This window comes from Enterobacteriaceae endosymbiont of Donacia proxima (genome assembly GCF_012569285.1).
Taxonomy (GTDB): Bacteria; Pseudomonadota; Gammaproteobacteria; order Enterobacterales; family Enterobacteriaceae.
On the sequence record NZ_CP046198.1, the window covers coordinates 437,289 to 458,077 of the forward strand.

Below are 20,789 nucleotides of genomic sequence, written 5' to 3' on the forward strand. Positions count from 1 at the left end.
ATTATTTACCAACGCAAAATTGTGAAAAAATATTATTTAATAAATCTTTAGAAGTAAATTCTCCTGTAATTAAATCTAAATCTTTTTGTATTAATCTTAAATCTTCAGCTATTAATTCTAATGAAAAAATTTTTAAAAAATTTTTTTGTCCTTTAATTAATATCTTATAAATAGAATTTAAAGAATCCATGTATCTCATTCTAGCTGTAAATTGATCTTCATTATTATTAGTATTTATAATATTTTTTTTTATAAAATCTTTTAAAATAGATATTCCTTTTTTATATTTTACAGATAATTTTATAATTACATAATAATTTTTATAAATTATTTCAGGATTACTATTTGTAATATCAATTTTGTTACGTATAACAATAATAGGAATTTTGTTTATAAAATTTGTTAAATATTCTCTAATTATTAGAGATAAAGTTTTTTCTGATATTTGATCATCTACTACTAAAAATATATAATTTGCACTTTTTATTTCTTGAAATGTTTTTTTTATACCTAAAATTTCAATTTTATTTGTAGTATTTCTGATTCCTGCAGTATCTATAATTTCTATTGGTACTGAATTAACATAAAAATTTTCATGTAAAATATCTCTAGTGGTACCAGGAATATCAGTTACTATAGAAACATCCTTATTAGTAATTAAATTCATTAAACTAGATTTTCCAGTATTAGGAGGCCCAATTAATACTATTTTAATTCCTTCTTTAATTCTTATTCCATTTTTTACATATTTTATGATGTTTATTAAAAATTTTAATAATTTTTTTAGTTTTATTAAAATTTTTTTACAAAAAATAGAAAAATTAATTTCATGATTAAATTCTAAAAAAGATTCTATTTTTACTCTTAAGTCAATAATTATGTTTTTAAAATCTTTTAATAAAAATGAAAATTTACCATTCATTAAATTCATTGCTGAAAAAATCGCTTGCTTAGAATTAGCAGAAATAATATCGGTAATTGCTTCCGCTTGAGTTAAGTCTATTTTTTTATTTAAAAAAGCTCTTTTAGAAAATTCTCCTGGATATGCGATCCTAATATCATTAATATGCACAATTATATCATTTATTAATAAATCCATTAATATCCCATTACCATGACATTGTAATTCTAAAATATCTTCTCCAGTAAAAGAATTAGGTTTAGGAAACCATAATGCGATGCCTTTATCTATAATTTTATTTTTATAAAAAAATGGTAAATAGTATGCATATCGTGGTTTTATATATTCTAATTTTAATGTATGTTTAATTACATTAATAACTTTATTTCCAGATATTCTAATAACTCCTATACTACCTTTCCCTAAGGGAGTAGCTCGTGCAATAATTGTGTTATATTGTTTTTCCATAAATTTTAAATTTAATTATGAAATTTTATAATTTTGATTATTTATTAAATAAATAATCCATTTTTGTTGTAAAATAGTAATTAAATTATTAATTATATAATATAAAACTAACCCAGAAGGAAGCCATAAAAAAAAGAAACTAAAAATAATAGGTATTATATATGTAAATTTATTTTGTAAAGAACTATTATTTTCATATTTATTTTGAGAAAGATATTGTATAACTAACATAGTAATACTCATTATAATAGGTAAAATATAATATGGATCTTCTGATGATAAATCTTGTATCCAAAAAAGAAATTTAGCATGTCTTAATTCAATTGAACTAATTAACATATAATATAAAGCTAAAAAAATAGGCATTTGTATAATAAAAGGGAAAAACCCAGCAAAAGGATTTAAATTTTCTTTTTTATATAATAAAATTATTTCTTTACTAAAACGTTCTTTATCATTACCAAATTTTTCTTTTAATTTTTTTATTTTTGGTTGTAAATCATTCATTTTAGTAATAGTTATATACTGTTGTTTAAATAATGGATATGTTAATATCCTTATTATAATAGTAATTATAATAATTGAAATTCCCCAGTTTTTTACTATACTAAAAATTAAATTTAATAATTTAAATAATAACTTAGATAAAAATCCTAAAAAACCATAATCTATAGTTAAATCTAAAAAAGGTGTTATTTTAGACATTGTTTCTTGAATTTTGGGTCCTATCCATAATTGAGATGTAAAACTATATTTTTGACCTGGTAAAATTAAATATGATGGAGATTTAAAACCAATACTAATAATATTAGTAAAGATTTTTTTTATGTAAATAGTATTTTCTTGAGAAAAATGAGGTAAAATCCACGCTGAAGTAAAATACTGTTGTAACATAGCTACCCACCCAGTATAAGTTTTAAACTGTATATTTTTTTTTTTTAAAATATAAGGAAACTTATATTTTTTATATTTTTCTTTTTCCGTTGAAAAAGCAACTCCATCAAATGTTTTCATAGTTACATTATTATGTTTTTTATTTAAATATTTTTGAGGAGTAATACTTGATTTATCTATTTGTCCAAAAATACTCATATTAATAGATTTATTATTAAGATTAAAAATTTGATGATTAATTTTAATTAAATAACTTCCCTTTATAAGAACAAAAGTTTTTATATATAAAATATTATTTTTTATAAAAAAAAAAGGTATTTTTAATATGTTTTTATTTTTTTTAAATGTAAAATAATTTGAATTTGTAAAAAATTTAGAACTTTGATAAAAATTAATATCTTTTTTTGATTTATCGTTTTTTATTATACCACTTTTTATTTGATAAATAAAATCAGGTTCCTTTCTTAAGAAAGTAAAAAATTTTTTAGAATGTAATTTTTCAAAATAATTTAACAACTGTACTTTTTCAATAGTACCTCCATAAGGATTTATAGATATAAAAAATTTATCTGTTTTAATTAAAATATTATCTTTTTTTATATCTTCTAAAATATTTTTAGGATACTTATTTGAATAAGTATTGTTACTATTATTAATAGTATTTTTTATTATATTATTTTTTGTATAACTATATATTAGTTTCCAATTATTTAAAATAACAAAACAAAATAAACAAAAAATAATTAAAAAAATATTATTTTTTGAATTCATTATTTATAATCTCATTTTTATCACAAAATATAAGTATAATTATAACTTAAAATAATAAGTTTAGCTTACTTTTATTTTTATATTAAATTTTTTTTTTGAAACTAGACCATATATTTTTTAAATATCTTTTAAAATAAAAAGTATTAATCTTTAATACATTTTTATTATTTAAAATAATAATATAATCTCTATTTAAAAAATAATATTGATTTAAACGAAAATATTCACGAATTATTCTTTTAAATCTATTTCTAATATATATTTTACGAACTATTTTTTTAGAAATAATTATGCCAATTCTAGAATATTGAATTTTATTTTTTTTATTTAATATGGTAAAATATAAATTGTTTAACTTATTACTTTTTTTAAAAATTAAATTAAAATCTGATGTAATTAAACGTTTATTTTTTGTTAAATTAAAACTAAACATTTTTATTTGAATTTTTTATCTGAAACACTCAAATAAACACGTTTTTTAGCACGACGACGATTTATAATTTTTCTACCATTTTTTGTTTTCATTCTACATCTGAAACCATGAGATCTATTTCTTTTTAATATAGATGGTTGAAAAGTACGTTTCATTTAATTTACACTTATATCTGTTTAATATATATTTATTATTACATAAAATAATTTTTTTATATATATATTTTTATCATTTTAAATTATAAATTTGTATATTTATCTTAAGTTAAAATACTAAATATATAGTATATTATTATATTAAATAATAATTTTATATTGTATATTTTAAAATAAGAATTATGGAAAATAATATTATTATTAATAGAGAATTAATAATTAAACCACTACAATATGTTACTAACATTATTAGTAATAAATTTTTATATCCTAATTTTGGTAATATTTTAATAGAAATTTTAAATGATGGAGTCATACTATTTAAAAGTACTAATTTAGAAATAGAAATTACATCTTTTATTAAAAATAAATTTTTAAATAAAAAATATTCTGTTATAATTCAAGGAAAAAAATTTTATAATATATGTCGTTCTTTACCTAAAAAAAATAATATTAAACTAATATTTAATATAAATAAAATGATTATATCTACAAAAAATTGTCATTTTACGATAACTACTTTACCTGCAGATAATTTTCCAAATATAAATTTTTTGAAACATGATATAGAATTTAATCTAACAAATAGAATATTAAAAGATTTTATATGTGCTACTTATTTTTCAATAGCAAATAATGATGTAAGAAAATATTTAAATGGATTATTTTTAGAAATTAAAAATAATATTTTAAATATTGTATCAACTGATGGACATAGATTATCTTTTTATAGATATATTTTAGATGTAAATATTATAAATTTTAATGTTATAATCCCTCGTAAAAGTATTTTTGAATTATCTAAATTAATTAATAATACTAATGAATTAGTTAATATTAAGATTAATAGTAATAATATTTGTTTTACTTTTAAAAATTTAAAATTTATATCTAAATTAATTACAAGTAATTTTCCTGATTATAAAAAAATTATACCTACATCATTTTATCAAATAATTAAAATTAATCGTATTTCATTTAAAAATGCTTTAAATAGAATTTCTATTCTAGTAAATGAAAGAACAAAGGGAGTAAATTTATTATTTAATAATAAATATTTAAAAATTTTTACTAGTAATATTAATAATGAAAAAGCTGAAGAAATAGTAGAAATAAAAACATTTCAAAATAAAAAGGAATATAATATTCAAATATCATTTAATATTAATTATTTAATTGACGTTGTTAATATATTAGAAAGTAATTTTATTAAATTATCATTTATTGATACTATTTCTAGCATTAAAATAGAAGATAATTATGATAAAAATAAAATTTACTTAATTATGCCAATGAAGATATAAATTTTATTTAATTTTAAAAAATGAGAGTTTAATTTGACAAATAAATATTATGATTCATCAAGTATCCAAATTTTAAAAGGATTAGATGCTGTAAAAAAAAGACCAGGAATGTATATTGGTAACACAGATGATGGTACCGGATTACATCATATGGTATTTGAAGTTATAGATAATTCGATAGATGAATCTCTTTCCGGTTTTTGTAAAAATATACAAGTAATTATACACAAAGATAATTCTATTTCTATTATTGATGATGGTAGAGGAATACCTACAGACATACATAAAGAAGCTCAAGTATCAGCTGCTGAAGTTATTATGACTATATTACATTCAGGAGGTAAATTTAACAATAAATTTTATAAATTATCAGGAGGTTTACATGGAGTAGGAATTTCAGTAGTAAATGCTTTATCAAAAAAATTAGAATTAATTATTAGAAGAAATGGAAAATTATATAAACAATCATATTTTTATGGAATACCTAAAGAAAAATTAAAAATTATTGGTATTAGTCATACTACTGGAACACATATTAGATTTTGGCCTAATTATAATATTTTTACTACAATCCAAAATTTTAATTATACAATTTTATCTAATAGACTAAAAGAATTATCTTTTTTAAATTCAGGATTAATTATTTCAATTACTGATAATAAAAAAAATAAAAAAGATATCTTTCAATATAAAGGAGGTATAAAAGAATATATTAAGTATTTAAATAAAGATAAAAATTTTCTTAATAAGCAAATTTTTTATTGTTATACTAAAAATAATGATATTGATATAGAAATTGCTATGCAATGGAACAATTCATTTAATGAAGAAATATACTGTTTTACCAATAATATACCTCAAAAAAATGGAGGTACTCATTTATCTGGATTAAAATCAGCTATAACAAGAACAATAAAACTTTATATAGAAAAAGAAGGATATAATAAAAAAAAGAATATTCCTTTAAAAGGAGAAGATACTAGAGAAGGTTTAATTGCAATTATATCAATAAAAATTTTAAATCCAAAATTTTCTTCTCAAACTAAAGAAAAACTAATATCATCAGAAGTAAAATCATCAGTAGAATGTTATTTAAATCAACAATTAATGTTTTTTTTATTAGAAAACCCAGATGATGCTAAAAATATTGTAGAAAAAATTATTAGTATAGCTAAAATAAGAGATACAGCTAGAAAAACTAAAAATATAATAAAAAATCAAAATATAAACAACGTCTCAAGACTACCAGGAAAATTATCTGATTGTCAAGAAAAAAATCCTAAATTATCTGAAATTTATTTAGTAGAAGGAGATTCAGCAGGAGGATCTGCAAAACAAGGTAGAGATAGAAGAACACAAGCAATTTTACCTTTAAAAGGCAAGATTCTTAATGTAGAAAAAGCTAAATTTAATAAAATTATTACTTCGCAAGAAATAATAACTTTAGTTACAGCATTAGGTTTCAGTATTAATTTTAAAAAATATCATTTAAATAATTTAAGATATCATAATATTATTATCATGACAGATGCAGATGTTGATGGAGCACATATCCGTACTTTATTATTAACATTTTTCTATCGTCAAATGCCTAAAATTATTGAAAAAGGCTATATATATATAGCACAACCTCCACTTTTTAGAATTAAAAAAGGTAATAAAAAATTTTATATTAGAAATAATGAAGAAATGGAAATGTTTATATTAAAATCAGCTGTAAAAAAAGCTGTTTTTTATTTTAAAAAATCTAAAGAAAAATTAATTGGAAAAAAAATCATAATATTAATAAATGAATATAATTATATTAAAAAAATTATACAATCTTCTCAATTTACTATTAATAATAAAATATTACATGCATTATTATATAATAAAAAATTAACTCAATTAAATAATTATATTAATGTAGATATATGGTTACATAAATTACTTTTCTTTTTAAATAAAAATTATATAAATATTAAATTTTCAAGCGATATAAATAAAGATATTAATAATAATATTTTTGAATTAGTAATTTATGAAAATAAATATGAAAATATAAATAAATATTCATTAAATAATGATTTTTTTACAAGCAATGAATATAATAAAATATGTTTATTAGGAATAAAATTATGTTCTTTACAAGAAAAAGGTATTTTTTATGTTAAAAAAGGAGAAAAATATAAAAATATTAATTTTTTTGAAGAAGGAATAGAATGGTTATTAAAAGAAACTAAAAAAAGTTTTTCTATACAAAGATATAAAGGATTAGGTGAAATGAACCCAAATCAATTATGGGAAACTACTATGAATCCTTTGACTCGTAATATGTTAAAAGTAACGATTCAAGATGCAATTCTAGCTGATAAATTATTTTCAACCTTAATGGGCGATGAAGTAGAACCTAGAAAATTATTTATCAAAGAAAATGCTTCAAAAGCATTGAATATTGATTTTTAAGTTTATTATTCAAACAAAATATCTACTTAAATAAGTAATATTTAAATTTATAAAAAAACTAATAATTGTCCAAATTTATAGATTTAAATTTTTCTTCCTCATTATTTTTTTCATAATTATTTATGATTTCTTTATTAATTAACCCTTTTTCAATTTCACGTAATGCTAAAATAGTAGTTTTATCATTTTTTTCAGATAATAATGGAATTTTGCCTCTTATTTGTATTTGTCTTGCTCTTTTAGCTGCTAAAATAACTAAATCAAATCTATTACCTATTTTTTGAACTGCTTTTTCTATTGTAACTCTAGCCATAAGATTTTATCTTCTTTATAAAAATTTATTTAATATTAAAAATATAATTAGTAATATTAATTATTTTATCATATATATATATTTAAAATATATAAATTTTAAAATTAATAAAAATTTTTATATATAAGAAATTTTAATATAACTAAAGGAAAAATAATATGAATTATAATAATATTAATTCTGGAGAAAATATTCCTAATGATATTAACGTAATTATTGAAATTTCCTCTTATTCAAATCCGATAAAATATGAAGTTAATAAAAAATATGGAATATTATTTGTAGATCGTTTTATTAGTGTACCTATGTTTTATCCATGTAATTATGGATATATAAATAATACATTATCACTAGATAGTGATCCACTAGATGTGCTTGTTATAACTAAATATTCTATCATCCCAGGAACTGTAATAAGATGTCGTCCTATAGGAATATTAAATATGACAGATGAATCAGGAGATGATAAAAAAATTATTGCAGTACCACATAATAAAATTTCACAAGAATATTCATTAATTAAAAAAATTAAAGATTTACCAAAACTATTACAACAACAAATTATATATTTTTTTAAACATTATAAAGATTTAGAAAACAAAAAATGGTGTAAAATAGAGAATTGGGGAGATTTATTTCAAGCTCAAAAAGAGATTTTATCTTCTATTAAAAGATTTCAAAAAAAAAAAATTAATTAATAAAATTTATATAAAAAAAAGTTAAATTTATATTTATTTTAAATACTTTTTTCATATATAAATTTAAAAATAATTTATTATAAGTATTTATGAATTATATTAAGGAAATAAAATGTCTAAAATAAAAAAAATAATAGGTAGAGAAATTATCGATTCTAGAGGTAATCCTACTATTGAAGCAGAAGTTCATTTAAATAATAATATTATTGGAATTGCTTCTGTCCCTTCTGGAGCTTCTACAGGATCTAAAGAAGCGATAGAATTACGTGATAATAATAAGAAAAGATTTTTAGGGAAAGGAGTTTTAAAATCAGTAAAAATAATTAATACTATTTTAAATAAATATTTAATTCATCAAAATTCATCTGATCAATCATGTATTGATGAAATTATGATTAATTTAGATAATACTGAAAATAAATCTAATTTAGGAGCTAATACTATTTTAGCTGTTTCATTAGCTAATGCTAGAGCATCTGCTTTATTTCATCGTTTACCATTATATAAATATATTGCTGATATCTATAGTATAGATAAAAAATTTTTTATGCCTATACCTATGATTAATATTATTAATGGTGGGAAACATGCAGATAATAATTTAGATATACAAGAATTTATGATCCAACCTATTAATTCAAGAAATATTAAAGAAGCAATACGTTGTGGTTCAGAAATTTTTCATCATTTATCATTCGTGCTTAAAAAACATAAACTAATTACTTCAGTTGGAGATGAAGGTGGATATGCTCCTAATTTAAAAAATAATAATCAAGCATTTGATATGATTTCACAAGCAATTAAAAATGCAGGGTATATACTTGGTAAAGATATTACTTTTGCTATTGATTGTGCTGCATCTGAATTATTTTTTAATAATAAATATCATTTAAAAAGTGAAAATATTAATTTTTCTTCTAAAGAATTCACAAATTTTTTATATAATTTAACTCAAAAATATCCTATTACATCTATAGAAGATGGTTTAGATGAAAATGATTGGGAAGGTTTTATATATCAAACTAAATTATTAGGTAATAAAATTCAGTTAGTAGGTGATGATTTATTTGCCACAAATCCTAAATTTTTAAAAAAAGGCATTAAGAATAATATTGCTAATTCTATATTAATAAAATTAAATCAAATTGGATCTCTTACAGAAACATTATCAACTATAAAAATAGCTAAAAAATCAGGATATAAGGTTATTATATCACACAGATCTGGAGAAACAGAAGATACATTTATTGCTGATCTAGCCGTTGGTACAAATGCAGATCAAATTAAAACTGGTTCTATGAGTCGTTCTGATAGAAATGCTAAATATAATCAATTAATTAGGATCGAAGAACAATTATAAATGAATTTTATAGACTATGTTGATATATTCAACATAGTATAATTTTATTTTTCATAAAATTATTTACTAAATATGAATATATATAAAGAAAAAAAAACACTTTTTTGGTTAAAGAAAAATATTTTTTTAGCTAAAAATATATTAATGATATCTTATTTTTTAAATTTTATTAATATATTATTATTAATAATAAAAAATTGGATGTTAACGACACAAGTAGAATTTTTTTTTTTAAATACAAATAAAAAAAATGTTCTTTTTTATTATAAAATTATGTTATTATGTTTCATAATGAATGTATTACTTTCTTTTTTAATAGAAAAGTATAATTTTTTATATAGTCAAAAAATTATATTTTTTATTAGAAAAAAAATTCTGCATAAATTAACCTCACAATATTTTAATTATTTTAAAAATCAATCTTCAGGAGTTACTTTATCTTTAATTATAAATAATATAGAAAATTTACATGATTATTATCATCAATATATACCTCAATATTTTGCAGTTACGATGTTTTCATTAGTAACTTTAATTACTATATTTTTGATTAGTTGGATATTTGGAATTATAATAATTATTATAAGTATTTTAATAATATTTTTTATAATATTAATTGGAGATCAAACTATAAATAAAAATAAAAAAAATTTTAAAATATTATCTATTTTAAGTGGAATATTTTTTGATAGATTAAAAGGAATAGAAACTATTAGAATATTTAATTTTCAAAAAATTGAAATAAATAAAATGATATTATTTGTTGAAAAATTAAGAAAAAAAAATTTTGAAATATTTAAAATTGTTTTTTTAACTTCTGCTATTTTAGATTTTTTTTCTTCTATTGCTTTAGCTTTTATTATTATGTATTTCAGTTTTTCATATTTACATATAATAAAGATCGGTTTTTACAATAAAAATATTAAAATATTACATAGTTTTTTTATACTTATTATTGTTTCTGAATATTTTCAAAATTTTAATAATTTAGGTATATTATACCATATAAAATCAAAAGCTATTGGAGCTGCAAATAATATTGTGCAATTATTAGATAATAAATCTATTAGTTTAAATATAAAAAAAAATTATTTTTTAAAACAAACTAAAAAATTAACAATTAAAGCTACTAATTTAGTTATAAAAAATAATAAAAGACATATATTAATAGGTCCTATATCATTTGAAATATTTTCTGGACAAAATATAATTATTACAGGTCCTAATGGAGCTGGTAAAACAACATTATTGAATGTTTTTCTTGGAATTTATCCATATGAAGGATCTTTAAAAATAAATAATGTTGAATTTAATAAAATTAATTTATGTAGTTGGTATAAACAAATATCATGTGTCCAACAAAATCCTCAATTATTTGCAACAACAATTAAAAAAAATTTATTTTTTTCCAAAAAATTAGATAAAATTAAAATAAATAATATTTTAAAAAAAATTAATATAATTAATTTTTTAAAAAAATTACCTAATGGATTAAATACTATTATTAATAAAGAAAATATATGTTTGTCAGTAGGACAAATTCAAAAAATAGTAATTACTAGAGCATTAATTAAAAATTATATGTTACTATTATTAGATGAACCTATAGCTAATATAGATATTAATAGTCAAAATGATATTTTACAAACAATAAAAAAGAATTTGTCAACTTCAAAAATAAGTATAACTATCACACATAAAATTAATCAAATTAATTATTATAATGAAATTTGGTATATGAAAAATGGGCAAATTATAAAAAAATCATATCATAAAAATTTATATAAAAAAAATAATATATTCTTTAAAAGAGTAATTTAATATGTTTTATTTATTATATTATTTTAAATATAATAGTAAGTTTTTTAAAAAAATTATGTTAGGTATATTATTATCAATAATTAATAATTTGATGAATTTATTATTATCTATAATATCCGGATCTTTATTAACTTCTACTTTTCTAATTGGAATAAAAAATAATAATACGTATTATAATTATATAATACCTACAATAATTATTAGAATAATTTCTATAATAAAAACTATTACACAATACTTTGAAAAATTAATTCAACATAATAATACTTTATATTTATTAAATAATTTTAGAATATTAATTTTTAATAAAATATTTCCTTTATATCCATCTAATTTAATGTCTATGTTTAATATTAAAATATTAAATATATTAATTTCAGATATTGAAATTTTAGATTTTTTATATATAAGAATATTAATTCCCATAATAGTTATTAGTATAATAACTATTATAGTTTTAATTTATTTAAGTATTATTAATTTTATTTTTTGTATAATATTATGTATTACTATTTTATTTTTAATATTATTTTATTTTTTTTATTTTTACAAAAAAGGTAAAATAATAGGAGAAAAATATATTTCTTTAAAAGAAAGATATTTTTTTTACATAAATAATTTTATTTTACAACATACAGAATATAAAATATTTGAAGGAATAAAATATATATCTTATAAAATAGATAATTTAGAATTAAGATTAAAAAAGATACAATTAATAAAAAATAATTATAATGTCCAATCTAAATTATTAATGAATATTGTGATTAATATTAATATATTATTAATAATAATATATTATTATTATAATAATATATATAAATATCAAATTATATTATTTTTATTATTTTTTATTACATTTTATAAAATATTATCTCCTTTAAGTAATGTTTTTCAAAATATTCATGAAATTTTTTTATCAGCTAAAAAAATCTTCTATTTAATAGAAAAAAAACCTACCATAATATTTACAAATAATATTATAAAAAATAATAATTATTTAATTTTATTAAAAATAGATAATTTATCATTCTATTTTAATAAAAAAAATATATACATATTAAAAAATATATCATTATATATACATCAATATCAAAAAATAGCTTTTACTGGACATAATGGTAGTGGGAAATCAACATTATTTATGTTATTAACTAGAGCATGGGATCCTGTAAAAGGTAAAATTTTCTTAAATGGATATAATTTAAAAAATTGGAATTTATCTTTATTAAGAAATAATATAAGTGTAATGTCCCAAAAAATATATCTTTTTAGTGATACATTAAGAAATAATATTTTATTAAATAATCAAAATAATAAAAATTTTAATGATGCTTATTTAATAAAAATTTTAAGATTAGTAGGTTTAGAAAAGTTATTAAATGATGAAGGTTTAAATACATGGATGGGTGACGGAGGAAGATTTCTTTCTGGAGGAGAATTAAAAAAATTAGGTCTTGCAAGAATTATGATTCATAATGGAAATTTAATCTTATTAGATGAACCTACAGAAGGATTAGATAAAACTTCATCTATTAAAATAATAAAATTAATTTTATCATTTTTTTACAAAAAGACTGTTATAATTATAACACATGATATTTATATTTTAAAAAAAATGGATTATATTTATTTAATAAATAACGGTTCTATAATTGAAAAAGGAAAACATAATAATTTAATAGATAAAAGAGAATATTACTGGAATTATATTAAAAATAATATAATATTATAATATTATAATTATATTAATAAGGAATAATAATGTCTAAAAAAGATAATATAGAAATGCAAGGTATAGTATTAAATACTTTACCTAATACTATTTTCCATGTAAAACTAGAAAATGGGCACATTATAACAGCACATATTTCAGGAAAAATGAGAAAAAATTATATTCGTATTCTTACTGGAGATAAAGTAACTGTAGCATTAACTCCATATGATTTAGGAAAAGGTAGAATAATTTTTCGTAGTCGTTAAAATTTAATTTTTTTAATTTAAAATTAAATGAATTATTTATTAATATTATTTAAAAATTTTTGTGCATCTAATGCAGCCATACATCCTGTAGCTGCTGATGTAATTGCTTGTCTATAATTTTTATCCATAACATCACCAGCTGCAAAAATACCAGGTACACTTGTTTGTGTAAAATTTAAATTATTTAATTTATAATTATTTGTAATAATATAACCATCTTTATCTAATTTTATTTTATTTTTGAATAAATTACTATTAGGAATAGTACCTATTAATATAAATACACCTAATGTTGAAATATTTATAATATTATTATTATGAATAGAATTAATTTTAATGCTATTAACTCCTTTTTCGTCGCCTAAAATTTCTTTTAGTACATAAGGAGTATGTAAAAATATTTTTTTATTTTTTATTAAAAATTTTAATTTACTAAGTAATATTTTTTCGGCATTAAAAATATTTTTTCTATGTATTAAGTGTACTTTAGAAGCAATATTAGATAAATATATTGCTTCTTCTATAGCAGTATTACCCCCCCCTATAACTGAAACTATTTTATTACGGAAAAAAAATCCATCACAAATAGTACATGATGACACTCCTTTACCCATAAATTTTTTTTCTGAATATAAACCTAAAGATTTAGGATTTGATCCAGTAGCAATAATAATACTATTACATATATATGTATTTAAATTACCTTCTAAAATAAAAGGTGTTTTTTTGAAATTAATAATTTTAATTATTGTATCATTAATAATATTAGCTTTTAAAAATATTGTATGATTATATAAATTATCCATTAATTTTTGGCCTGTTATTTTAGGAAAATTTCCTGGCCAATTTTCTATATTAAATGTTTTTATTAATTGTCCTCCAATATCATTTCCTGTTACCAAAATAGGATTTAAATTTGCTCTTACTGCATATATAGCAGCTGTATAACCAGCAGGTCCAGAACCTATAATTAGTAATTTTGTTTTTTTTATATTTTTCATATTTTTTAATTACTTAAAATATTTATTTTATTATATATAAAATATCGAATATTTAAATTAATAATTTAAAAAAAATTTATATAAATTTTAATTTTATAGTAAAATATTATATTTCCATTTTTAAGAAAAACATTATGTTAGATATAAAATTATTACGTAATAAAATTAATTATGTATATAAAATGTTAAAAAAAAGAAATTTTATTTTAGATATTAATTTAATAAATAAATTAGAAACAAAACGAAAATTATTTCAAATTAGAATAGAAAAATTACAAATAGAAAAAAATAAGATATCTTCTATTTTATCTAAAAAAGATATTAATAATATTTATGATTTAAAACAAAAATCTATTATTATGACTAATAATATTTTAAAATATAAATCTCTATTAGATAATATTAAAAAAAACATAGAATATATTTATTCTTCTATTCCTAATTTACCTCTTCATGAGGTTCCTATAGGAATTGATAATACAAAAAATAAAGAAATTAAAAAATGGGGTAAAATAATTAATTATGATTTTACGATAAAAGATCATTTAGAATTAGGTTTATTACATAAAGGAATTGATATAGAATCTGGTGTTCATTTAAGTGGATCAAAATTTTTCGTATTAAAAGGAACAATAGCTTATTTATATAGGATACTTATCCAATTTATGTTAGATATACATATAAATCAGCATAATTATCAAGAAGTTTATATACCATATATAGTTAAAGAAAATGCTTTATATGGTACTGGACAATTACCTAAATTTAATAAAGATCTTTTCCATATAAAAAATGGTAAAGATAATAATAAATGTCAATATTTTTTAATTCCTACAGCAGAAGTACCATTAACTAATTTAGTATCTAATAAAATTATTGGAGAAAATCAATTACCTATTAAATATGTTGCTCATAGCCCCTGTTTCAGATCAGAAGTTGGGTCATATGGTCAATATAATAAAGGATTAATACGTACACATCAATTTGATAAAGTAGAATTAGTACAATTAGTAAAACCAAAATTTTCAATAAAAACTTTAGAACAAATTACTGTACATGCAGAAAAAATATTGCAATTATTAAATTTACCATATAGAAAAATATTATTATGTACAGGAGATATGAGTTTTGCTTCAAGTAAAACTTATGATTTAGAAGTATGGTTTCCTTCAAAAAATCAATATTATGAAATATCTTCTTGTTCTAATATGGGTGATTTTCAATCTAGGAGAATAAAAGCTAGATATAGAAGAATAAAAGATAAAAAAATTAAATTTATACATACTTTAAATGGTTCTGGTTTAGCTGTAGGCAGAACATTAGCTGCTATTATAGAAAATTATCAACTTAAAAATGGAACGATTAAAATCCCTGATGTACTTCAACCTTATATGAAAGGTATGAAATATATAAAAAGATAAATAATTAATAAAATTATAATTTTTGTTCAAATAAATTTTGAATAGAATTATATAAATGAATCGTTTTAAAAAGACGAGTAGGTACTACAAAAATAGTATTATCACCGGCAATAGTACCTAATATACCTTCTGATTTTCCTAAAGAATCTAATAATCGTGCAATTAATTGTGCAGCTCCTGGACTTGTATGAATAATAATTAAAATATCATTATAATCAATATCTAATACTAAATTTTTTAATGGACTTGTTGTATTAGGAACACCTAATTCTAGGGGAAAACAATACACCATTTCCATTTTTATATTTCTAACTCTTACTGCACCAAATTTAGTTAACATTCTAGAAACTTTAGATTGATTAATATTCTGGAATCCTTCTTCTTGTAAAGCACGAACAATTTCAACCTGAGTACTAAATTTTTCTTGTTTTATTAAATTTTTAAATATTTTAATTAAATTAGCTTCTTTTTTTTTTGCAGAAATTATACTCATAAAGTTCACCAAAAAAATAAAAGAAAAATATTTTATTTAAAACAAATCTATTACATTAATTTTTATATAAATAAAAATTACATTATTTATTCTATTTTATTTTATTCGATAGAATAAATTTAAAAATAAAAAGACTAATTGCATTTATTATTTATCTATATTATCATATTTTAATAATAATATGTATTTTTTTATTAAAAAATTAAAAATAAATAATTTAAATAAAATTTTTTACATTTTGGATATATATAAAATGAATATTTTGTTAAATAAAAAGTTTAATCGTAAATGGTTTATTATAAATGCAGAAAATAAAATTTTAGGAAGATTATCTAGTATAATTGTCCATTATTTGATGGGTAAACATAAAATTTTATATTTACCTCATATTGATATAGGTGACTATATTATAGTTATAAATGCTAGTAAAATTAAAATAACTGGAAATAAATTAAAAAATAAATTTTATTTTAGTCATAGTGGATATTCAGGAGGATTAAAAAAAATATCATTAGAGAAATTAATGATAAAAAATTCCTGTAAAGTTATTCAACATTCTGTCAAAGGAATGTTGCCTAAAAATAAATTAGGAATATTAATGTTAAATAGATTAAAAATTTATACAGGAACAATACATAAACATATAGCACAAAAAAATAATATTTTAAATATTTAATTATTTTATTAAGGACATGAATTTATGAATAAAATAAATTATAATTATCATACAACAGGAAGAAGAAAAAGTTCTTCTTCGAGAATTTTTATAAAAATAGGAACTGGCAATATATTAATTAATAAAAAAGAAATAAATATTTTTTTTACTAGAAATACACATCGTGTTATGGTATTAAAACCTTTACAATTGGTTAAAATGCGTGATAAATTTGATTTATATATCACTGTTAAAGGAGGCGGTGTTTCAGGCCAAGCAGGAGCAATTAGACATGGTATTACAAGAGCTTTAATAAAATATGATAATTTTTTTAGAAAAGATTTAAAAAAAGCAGGTTTTATTACTAGAGATGATCGTAAAGTAGAACGTAAAAAATTTGGTTTAAAAAAAGCTAGACGTAGTCCTCAATTTTCTAAACGTTAAATTTTTATTTATTTTAAAAATTTAATCTTAAAACAAAATTAATTATTTTTTTAATTAATTCTATTAATATTTATAGAGTTTAATATGGATAAATTTCTAATACAAGGTCCAGTACAATTAAAAGGAAAAGTTAGTATTTCTGGATCAAAAAATTCTGCTTTACCTATTTTATTTGCATCTCTTTTAACAAATGAATTAATAGAAATTAAAAATATTCCTAAATTAAAAGATATAGATATAACTATTAAATTACTTTTAACTTTAGGTGTAAAAATAAAAAAAGGTAAATCATTAACAATAAATGCAAATAATTTATACAAAAATTATATTTTACCTAAAAAATTGATTCAATCTATTAGAGCTTCTATTTGGTTAATAAGTCCATTATTAATACGTTTTAAAAAAATAAAAATATATTTACCTGGTGGATGTTCTATAGGCCAAAGACCAATTGATTTGCATATTAAAAATTTAAAAAAATTAGGTGCTAATATTTATATTAAAAATGAATTCATTAAAGCATCTATAAATAATAGATTTCAAGGTGCTCATATTTTTATGAAAAAAAGTAGTGTAGGAGCTACTATTAATAGTATTTTAGCAGCAATTTATGCTAATAACATAACTATAATTGAAAATGCAGCTAAAGAGCCTGAAATAGAAGATTTAATTAATTTTTTAAATATGATAGGTGCAAATATTAAAGGCGGGGGGACTAAAAAAATTATAATTAAAGGAGTTAAAAGATTGACAGGAGGTATTTATACTATTATGCCAGATAGAATTGAAACCGGAACTTTTTTAATAGCAGCTGCTATATCTAAAGGTCAAATTTTATGTAAAAATACTAATCCTAAATATTTAGATATTTTGTTAAAAAAATTGAAATATGTAGGTGCAAAAATTCAAATAGGTAAAGATTGGTGCAGTCTTAATATGAATAATAAAAAACCTAAAGCTATTAATATTACAACAGGTCCATATCCTCAATTTCCTACTGATATACAACCTCAATTTACTTTATTAAATTGTATTGCATTAGGTAAAAGTATAATAACAGAAACTATATTCGAAAATCGTTTTATATATATATATGAATTAATAAAAATGGGAGCTAAAATTTTTATTAAAGATAATAAAGTATTTTGTAAAGGTGTAAATTCACTTTATGGTTCTGAAATTAAAGCAAATGATTTAAGAGGTGCAATAAGTTTAGTTTTAGCAGGATGTATTGCTAAAGGTATAACTATAATTAATAACATTAATTATATCGATCGTGGTTATGAAAATATAGAAAATAAGTTAATCAATTTAGGTGCCAAAATAATAAGGTTAAAAAGTTAAATTTATTAATATAAAGTTATTATAAATATAATAACTATTATATTAATAAATTTTTTATAAGGATTATAATTTTATGTATGTTATTTTTGATAATGGTGGAAAACAATATAAAGTTATAGAAGGACAAATTATTAAATTAGAAAAAATACAAGGCATTATCGGGAAAAAGATTGAATTTAATAATGTTCTATTAATTTCTAATAATAATAAATTAAATATAGGAAAACCTGTAATCCCCGGGGGAAAAGTTATAGCAGAAATAATTTCACATGGAAAAGATAAAAAAATTAAAGTGGTTAAATTTCGTAGAAGGAAACATTATCGTAAAATACAAGGTCATCGTCAATTATTTACTAATATAAAAATTATTAAAATTATATTTTCAATATAAAAGGAAAAAAAAATTATGGCACATAAAAAAGCAGGAGGATCTTCTAGAAATGGTAGAGATTCACATTCTAAAAGATTAGGAATAAAATGTTATGGGGGAGAGAAAGTAAAATCTGGATACATTCTAATAAGACAAAGAGGTACTAAATTTCATGCAGGAAATAATGTAGGGTGTGGTAAAGATCATACTTTATTTGCTAAAATTAATGGTATTGTAAAATTTACTCATAAAGGATTACGAAAAAAATTATATATTAATGTTATTAATATATAATTTTGATAATTGATTGTTTTGTATTAATAATTATTTTATCTATTAGATATATATTATTTAAATATTTTTTTATATAATGGAGTTATAATGAAATTTTTTGATGAAGTAATTATACATGTTCAAGCAGGTAAAGGGGGAGATGGATGTATTAGTTTTTATCGTGCAAGGTTTCTTCCAAAAGGAGGACCTGATGGAGGTAATGGAGGTAATGGAGGTAATATATATATTATAGCTAATCATAATATTAATAATTTAAAAAATTTTCATTATAAAAATAATTATGTAGCTGGTAATGGTTTAAATGGGAAAAATAAGAAACGTACCGGGAAAAATGGTAAAAATTTAATTATTCAAGTACCTTTAGGCACAAAAATTACTGATGTAGAAAAAAATATAGTTTTAGTATCTTTAATAAATAATAATCAAATATTTTTAATTGCAAAAGGTGGAAAAAACGGATTAGGAAATATTAATTTTAAATCATCTATAAATAGAACTCCATATAAAAAAACTATAGGTTCTTTAGGAGAAAAGAAAAAAATTAAATTAGAATTAATTTTAAAAGTGGACATAGGTATATTAGGATTACCTAATTCTGGAAAATCAACATTTGTTAAAAACATATCTTCAGCTAAAACTAAAATTAATAATTATATTTTTACAACTACAAAACCTATTTTAGGTATTATTAAAAATAAATTAGATAATTCTAACATTTCTATATTAGATGTGCCAGGTATTATCAAAAATTCTTTTTTAGGCAAAGGATTAGGTTTAGATTTTATTAAATATTTTAAAAATTGTAATTTGATTTTTTATATTATAGATATATCAATTATTGATATAAAATATGATATATTTAATATTTTAAATATCATAAAAAACGAAATTACTAAATATAATGATAAATTATTATTAAAAGAACAATGGATTATTTTTAATAAAATTGATTTATTACATAATTCAAATTATATAATATCTTATATTAAAGAAATTTTAATAAAATATCAATATATAAAAAAATTTTATTTAGTGTCGTCTAAATATAATATTGGAATTAAAAAACTATACATAGATATTTCATCTTATTTATATGAATTAAAAAACATAAAACATTAATTTTTTTTAAAAAAATATACAAATTATTTATACGATTTCATTATTTTAATTATTTATTTTATAAATATATGAAAATAAATTTTATTTAATTTGGATTATAAA

Annotated in this window: 21 protein-coding genes; 14 read left to right on the top strand and 7 right to left on the bottom strand. The window is 18.8% G+C overall.

Annotated elements, in window-relative coordinates; genetic code table 11:
- Window position 1: 1 nt before the first annotated feature.
- From mnmE to rpmH, 4 genes are all read right to left on the bottom strand, one after another.
- Entirely contained in the window at window positions 2–1,369 is a 1,368-nt protein-coding gene (gene mnmE, locus GJT97_RS02090; RefSeq protein WP_169767832.1) for a tRNA uridine-5-carboxymethylaminomethyl(34) synthesis GTPase MnmE, read from the bottom strand.
- 15 nt (window positions 1,370–1,384) lie between these two features.
- Complete coding sequence (gene yidC / locus GJT97_RS02095) at window positions 1,385–3,034, bottom strand: membrane protein insertase YidC (protein WP_169767833.1); 1,650 nt, start codon at window positions 3,032–3,034, stop codon at window positions 1,385–1,387.
- Window positions 3,035–3,116: 82 nt separating this feature from the next.
- Entirely contained in the window at window positions 3,117–3,467 is a 351-nt protein-coding gene (rnpA, locus tag GJT97_RS02100; RefSeq protein ID WP_169767834.1) for a ribonuclease P protein component, read from the bottom strand.
- A gap of 2 nt (window positions 3,468–3,469) precedes the next feature.
- Window positions 3,470–3,622 (bottom strand): 50S ribosomal protein L34, encoded by a 153-nt coding sequence (rpmH, locus tag GJT97_RS02105; protein WP_169767835.1) that lies wholly within the window; start codon window positions 3,620–3,622, stop codon window positions 3,470–3,472.
- Window positions 3,623–3,804: 182 nt separating this feature from the next.
- Here rpmH and dnaN point away from each other — a divergent pair, with 182 nt between their 5' ends.
- Window positions 3,805–4,926 carry a DNA polymerase III subunit beta gene (gene dnaN / locus GJT97_RS02110; RefSeq protein WP_169767836.1) on the top strand — a complete coding sequence of 374 codons (1,122 nt, stop codon included), beginning with the start codon at window positions 3,805–3,807 and terminating at the stop codon, window positions 4,924–4,926.
- Between the two features lie 33 nt (window positions 4,927–4,959).
- Window positions 4,960–7,371, top strand: coding sequence for a DNA topoisomerase (ATP-hydrolyzing) subunit B (gene gyrB, locus GJT97_RS02115; protein WP_169767837.1), 2,412 nt, complete (start codon window positions 4,960–4,962; stop codon window positions 7,369–7,371).
- A gap of 58 nt (window positions 7,372–7,429) precedes the next feature.
- On the opposite strand, the gene rpoZ is transcribed toward gyrB, so the two are convergent.
- Entirely contained in the window at window positions 7,430–7,684 is a 255-nt protein-coding gene (rpoZ, locus tag GJT97_RS02120; RefSeq protein ID WP_169767838.1) for a DNA-directed RNA polymerase subunit omega, read from the bottom strand.
- A gap of 158 nt (window positions 7,685–7,842) precedes the next feature.
- On the opposite strand from rpoZ, the gene ppa reads away from it, so the two are divergent.
- The 5 genes from ppa (at window position 7,843) to infA (ending at window position 13,546) form a co-directional block, all read left to right on the top strand.
- Window positions 7,843–8,382 (top strand): inorganic diphosphatase, encoded by a 540-nt coding sequence (gene ppa, locus GJT97_RS02125; RefSeq protein ID WP_169767839.1) that lies wholly within the window; start codon window positions 7,843–7,845, stop codon window positions 8,380–8,382.
- A gap of 112 nt (window positions 8,383–8,494) precedes the next feature.
- Complete coding sequence (gene eno, locus GJT97_RS02130) at window positions 8,495–9,742, top strand: phosphopyruvate hydratase (protein ID WP_169767840.1); 1,248 nt, start codon at window positions 8,495–8,497, stop codon at window positions 9,740–9,742.
- 72 nt (window positions 9,743–9,814) lie between these two features.
- A complete protein-coding gene (locus tag GJT97_RS02135) occupies window positions 9,815–11,563 on the top strand; it encodes an ATP-binding cassette domain-containing protein (RefSeq protein ID WP_169767841.1) in 1,749 nt (582 codons plus the stop codon).
- A 55-nt stretch (window positions 11,564–11,618) separates the two neighbouring features.
- Entirely contained in the window at window positions 11,619–13,298 is a 1,680-nt protein-coding gene (locus GJT97_RS02140) for an ATP-binding cassette domain-containing protein (RefSeq protein WP_169767842.1), read from the top strand.
- 29 nt (window positions 13,299–13,327) lie between these two features.
- A complete protein-coding gene (gene infA, locus GJT97_RS02145; protein WP_169767843.1) occupies window positions 13,328–13,546 on the top strand; it encodes a translation initiation factor IF-1 in 219 nt (72 codons plus the stop codon).
- 32 nt (window positions 13,547–13,578) lie between these two features.
- Here infA and trxB read toward each other — a convergent pair whose 3' ends face one another.
- Window positions 13,579–14,547 (bottom strand): thioredoxin-disulfide reductase, encoded by a 969-nt coding sequence (gene trxB / locus GJT97_RS02150; RefSeq protein ID WP_169767844.1) that lies wholly within the window; start codon window positions 14,545–14,547, stop codon window positions 13,579–13,581.
- Window positions 14,548–14,681: 134 nt separating this feature from the next.
- On the opposite strand from trxB, the gene serS reads away from it, so the two are divergent.
- Window positions 14,682–15,968 (top strand): serine--tRNA ligase, encoded by a 1,287-nt coding sequence (serS, locus tag GJT97_RS02155; protein ID WP_169767845.1) that lies wholly within the window; start codon window positions 14,682–14,684, stop codon window positions 15,966–15,968.
- 13 nt (window positions 15,969–15,981) lie between these two features.
- On the opposite strand, the gene argR is transcribed toward serS, so the two are convergent.
- Window positions 15,982–16,461: a transcriptional regulator ArgR gene (argR, locus tag GJT97_RS02160; RefSeq protein ID WP_169767846.1), complete on the bottom strand. Its 480-nt coding sequence runs from the start codon at window positions 16,459–16,461 to the stop codon at window positions 15,982–15,984.
- Window positions 16,462–16,714: 253 nt separating this feature from the next.
- Between argR and rplM the strand changes: the two genes are divergently transcribed.
- From rplM to cgtA, 6 genes are all read left to right on the top strand, one after another.
- Window positions 16,715–17,137: a 50S ribosomal protein L13 gene (gene rplM / locus GJT97_RS02165; protein WP_169767847.1), complete on the top strand. Its 423-nt coding sequence runs from the start codon at window positions 16,715–16,717 to the stop codon at window positions 17,135–17,137.
- 24 nt (window positions 17,138–17,161) lie between these two features.
- Entirely contained in the window at window positions 17,162–17,560 is a 399-nt protein-coding gene (rpsI, locus tag GJT97_RS02170) for a 30S ribosomal protein S9 (RefSeq protein ID WP_169767848.1), read from the top strand.
- Between the two features lie 84 nt (window positions 17,561–17,644).
- Window positions 17,645–18,904, top strand: a complete 1,260-nt coding sequence (murA, locus tag GJT97_RS02175) for a UDP-N-acetylglucosamine 1-carboxyvinyltransferase (protein WP_169767849.1) — start codon at window positions 17,645–17,647, stop codon at window positions 18,902–18,904.
- 73 nt (window positions 18,905–18,977) lie between these two features.
- Window positions 18,978–19,295: a 50S ribosomal protein L21 gene (rplU, locus tag GJT97_RS02180; protein WP_169767850.1), complete on the top strand. Its 318-nt coding sequence runs from the start codon at window positions 18,978–18,980 to the stop codon at window positions 19,293–19,295.
- A gap of 15 nt (window positions 19,296–19,310) precedes the next feature.
- Complete coding sequence (gene rpmA, locus GJT97_RS02185) at window positions 19,311–19,568, top strand: 50S ribosomal protein L27 (protein WP_169767851.1); 258 nt, start codon at window positions 19,311–19,313, stop codon at window positions 19,566–19,568.
- A gap of 87 nt (window positions 19,569–19,655) precedes the next feature.
- Window positions 19,656–20,687 carry an Obg family GTPase CgtA gene (gene cgtA / locus GJT97_RS02190; protein WP_169767852.1) on the top strand — a complete coding sequence of 344 codons (1,032 nt, stop codon included), beginning with the start codon at window positions 19,656–19,658 and terminating at the stop codon, window positions 20,685–20,687.
- Window positions 20,688–20,789: the final 102 nt, after the last annotated feature.

Bases quoted from the DNA above. Each gene is read 5' to 3' on its own strand.
- mnmE (WP_169767832.1), bottom strand. From the start codon at position 1,369: ATGGAAAAACAATATAACACAATTATTGCACGAGCTACTCCCTTAGGG.
- yidC (WP_169767833.1), bottom strand. From the start codon at position 3,034: ATGAATTCAAAAAATAATATTTTTTTAATTATTTTTTGTTTATTTTGT.
- rnpA (WP_169767834.1), bottom strand. From the start codon at position 3,467: ATGTTTAGTTTTAATTTAACAAAAAATAAACGTTTAATTACATCAGAT.
- rpmH (WP_169767835.1), bottom strand. From the start codon at position 3,622: ATGAAACGTACTTTTCAACCATCTATATTAAAAAGAAATAGATCTCAT.
- dnaN (WP_169767836.1), top strand. From the start codon at position 3,805: ATGGAAAATAATATTATTATTAATAGAGAATTAATAATTAAACCACTA.
- rpoZ (WP_169767838.1), bottom strand. From the start codon at position 7,684: ATGGCTAGAGTTACAATAGAAAAAGCAGTTCAAAAAATAGGTAATAGA.
- ppa (WP_169767839.1), top strand. From the start codon at position 7,843: ATGAATTATAATAATATTAATTCTGGAGAAAATATTCCTAATGATATT.
- eno (WP_169767840.1), top strand. From the start codon at position 8,495: ATGTCTAAAATAAAAAAAATAATAGGTAGAGAAATTATCGATTCTAGA.
- GJT97_RS02135 (WP_169767841.1), top strand. From the start codon at position 9,815: ATGAATATATATAAAGAAAAAAAAACACTTTTTTGGTTAAAGAAAAAT.
- GJT97_RS02140 (WP_169767842.1), top strand. From the start codon at position 11,619: ATGTTAGGTATATTATTATCAATAATTAATAATTTGATGAATTTATTA.
- infA (WP_169767843.1), top strand. From the start codon at position 13,328: ATGTCTAAAAAAGATAATATAGAAATGCAAGGTATAGTATTAAATACT.
- trxB (WP_169767844.1), bottom strand. From the start codon at position 14,547: ATGAAAAATATAAAAAAAACAAAATTACTAATTATAGGTTCTGGACCT.
- serS (WP_169767845.1), top strand. From the start codon at position 14,682: ATGTTAGATATAAAATTATTACGTAATAAAATTAATTATGTATATAAA.
- argR (WP_169767846.1), bottom strand. From the start codon at position 16,461: ATGAGTATAATTTCTGCAAAAAAAAAAGAAGCTAATTTAATTAAAATA.
- rplM (WP_169767847.1), top strand. From the start codon at position 16,715: ATGAATATTTTGTTAAATAAAAAGTTTAATCGTAAATGGTTTATTATA.
- rpsI (WP_169767848.1), top strand. From the start codon at position 17,162: ATGAATAAAATAAATTATAATTATCATACAACAGGAAGAAGAAAAAGT.
- murA (WP_169767849.1), top strand. From the start codon at position 17,645: ATGGATAAATTTCTAATACAAGGTCCAGTACAATTAAAAGGAAAAGTT.
- rplU (WP_169767850.1), top strand. From the start codon at position 18,978: ATGTATGTTATTTTTGATAATGGTGGAAAACAATATAAAGTTATAGAA.
- rpmA (WP_169767851.1), top strand. From the start codon at position 19,311: ATGGCACATAAAAAAGCAGGAGGATCTTCTAGAAATGGTAGAGATTCA.
- cgtA (WP_169767852.1), top strand. From the start codon at position 19,656: ATGAAATTTTTTGATGAAGTAATTATACATGTTCAAGCAGGTAAAGGG.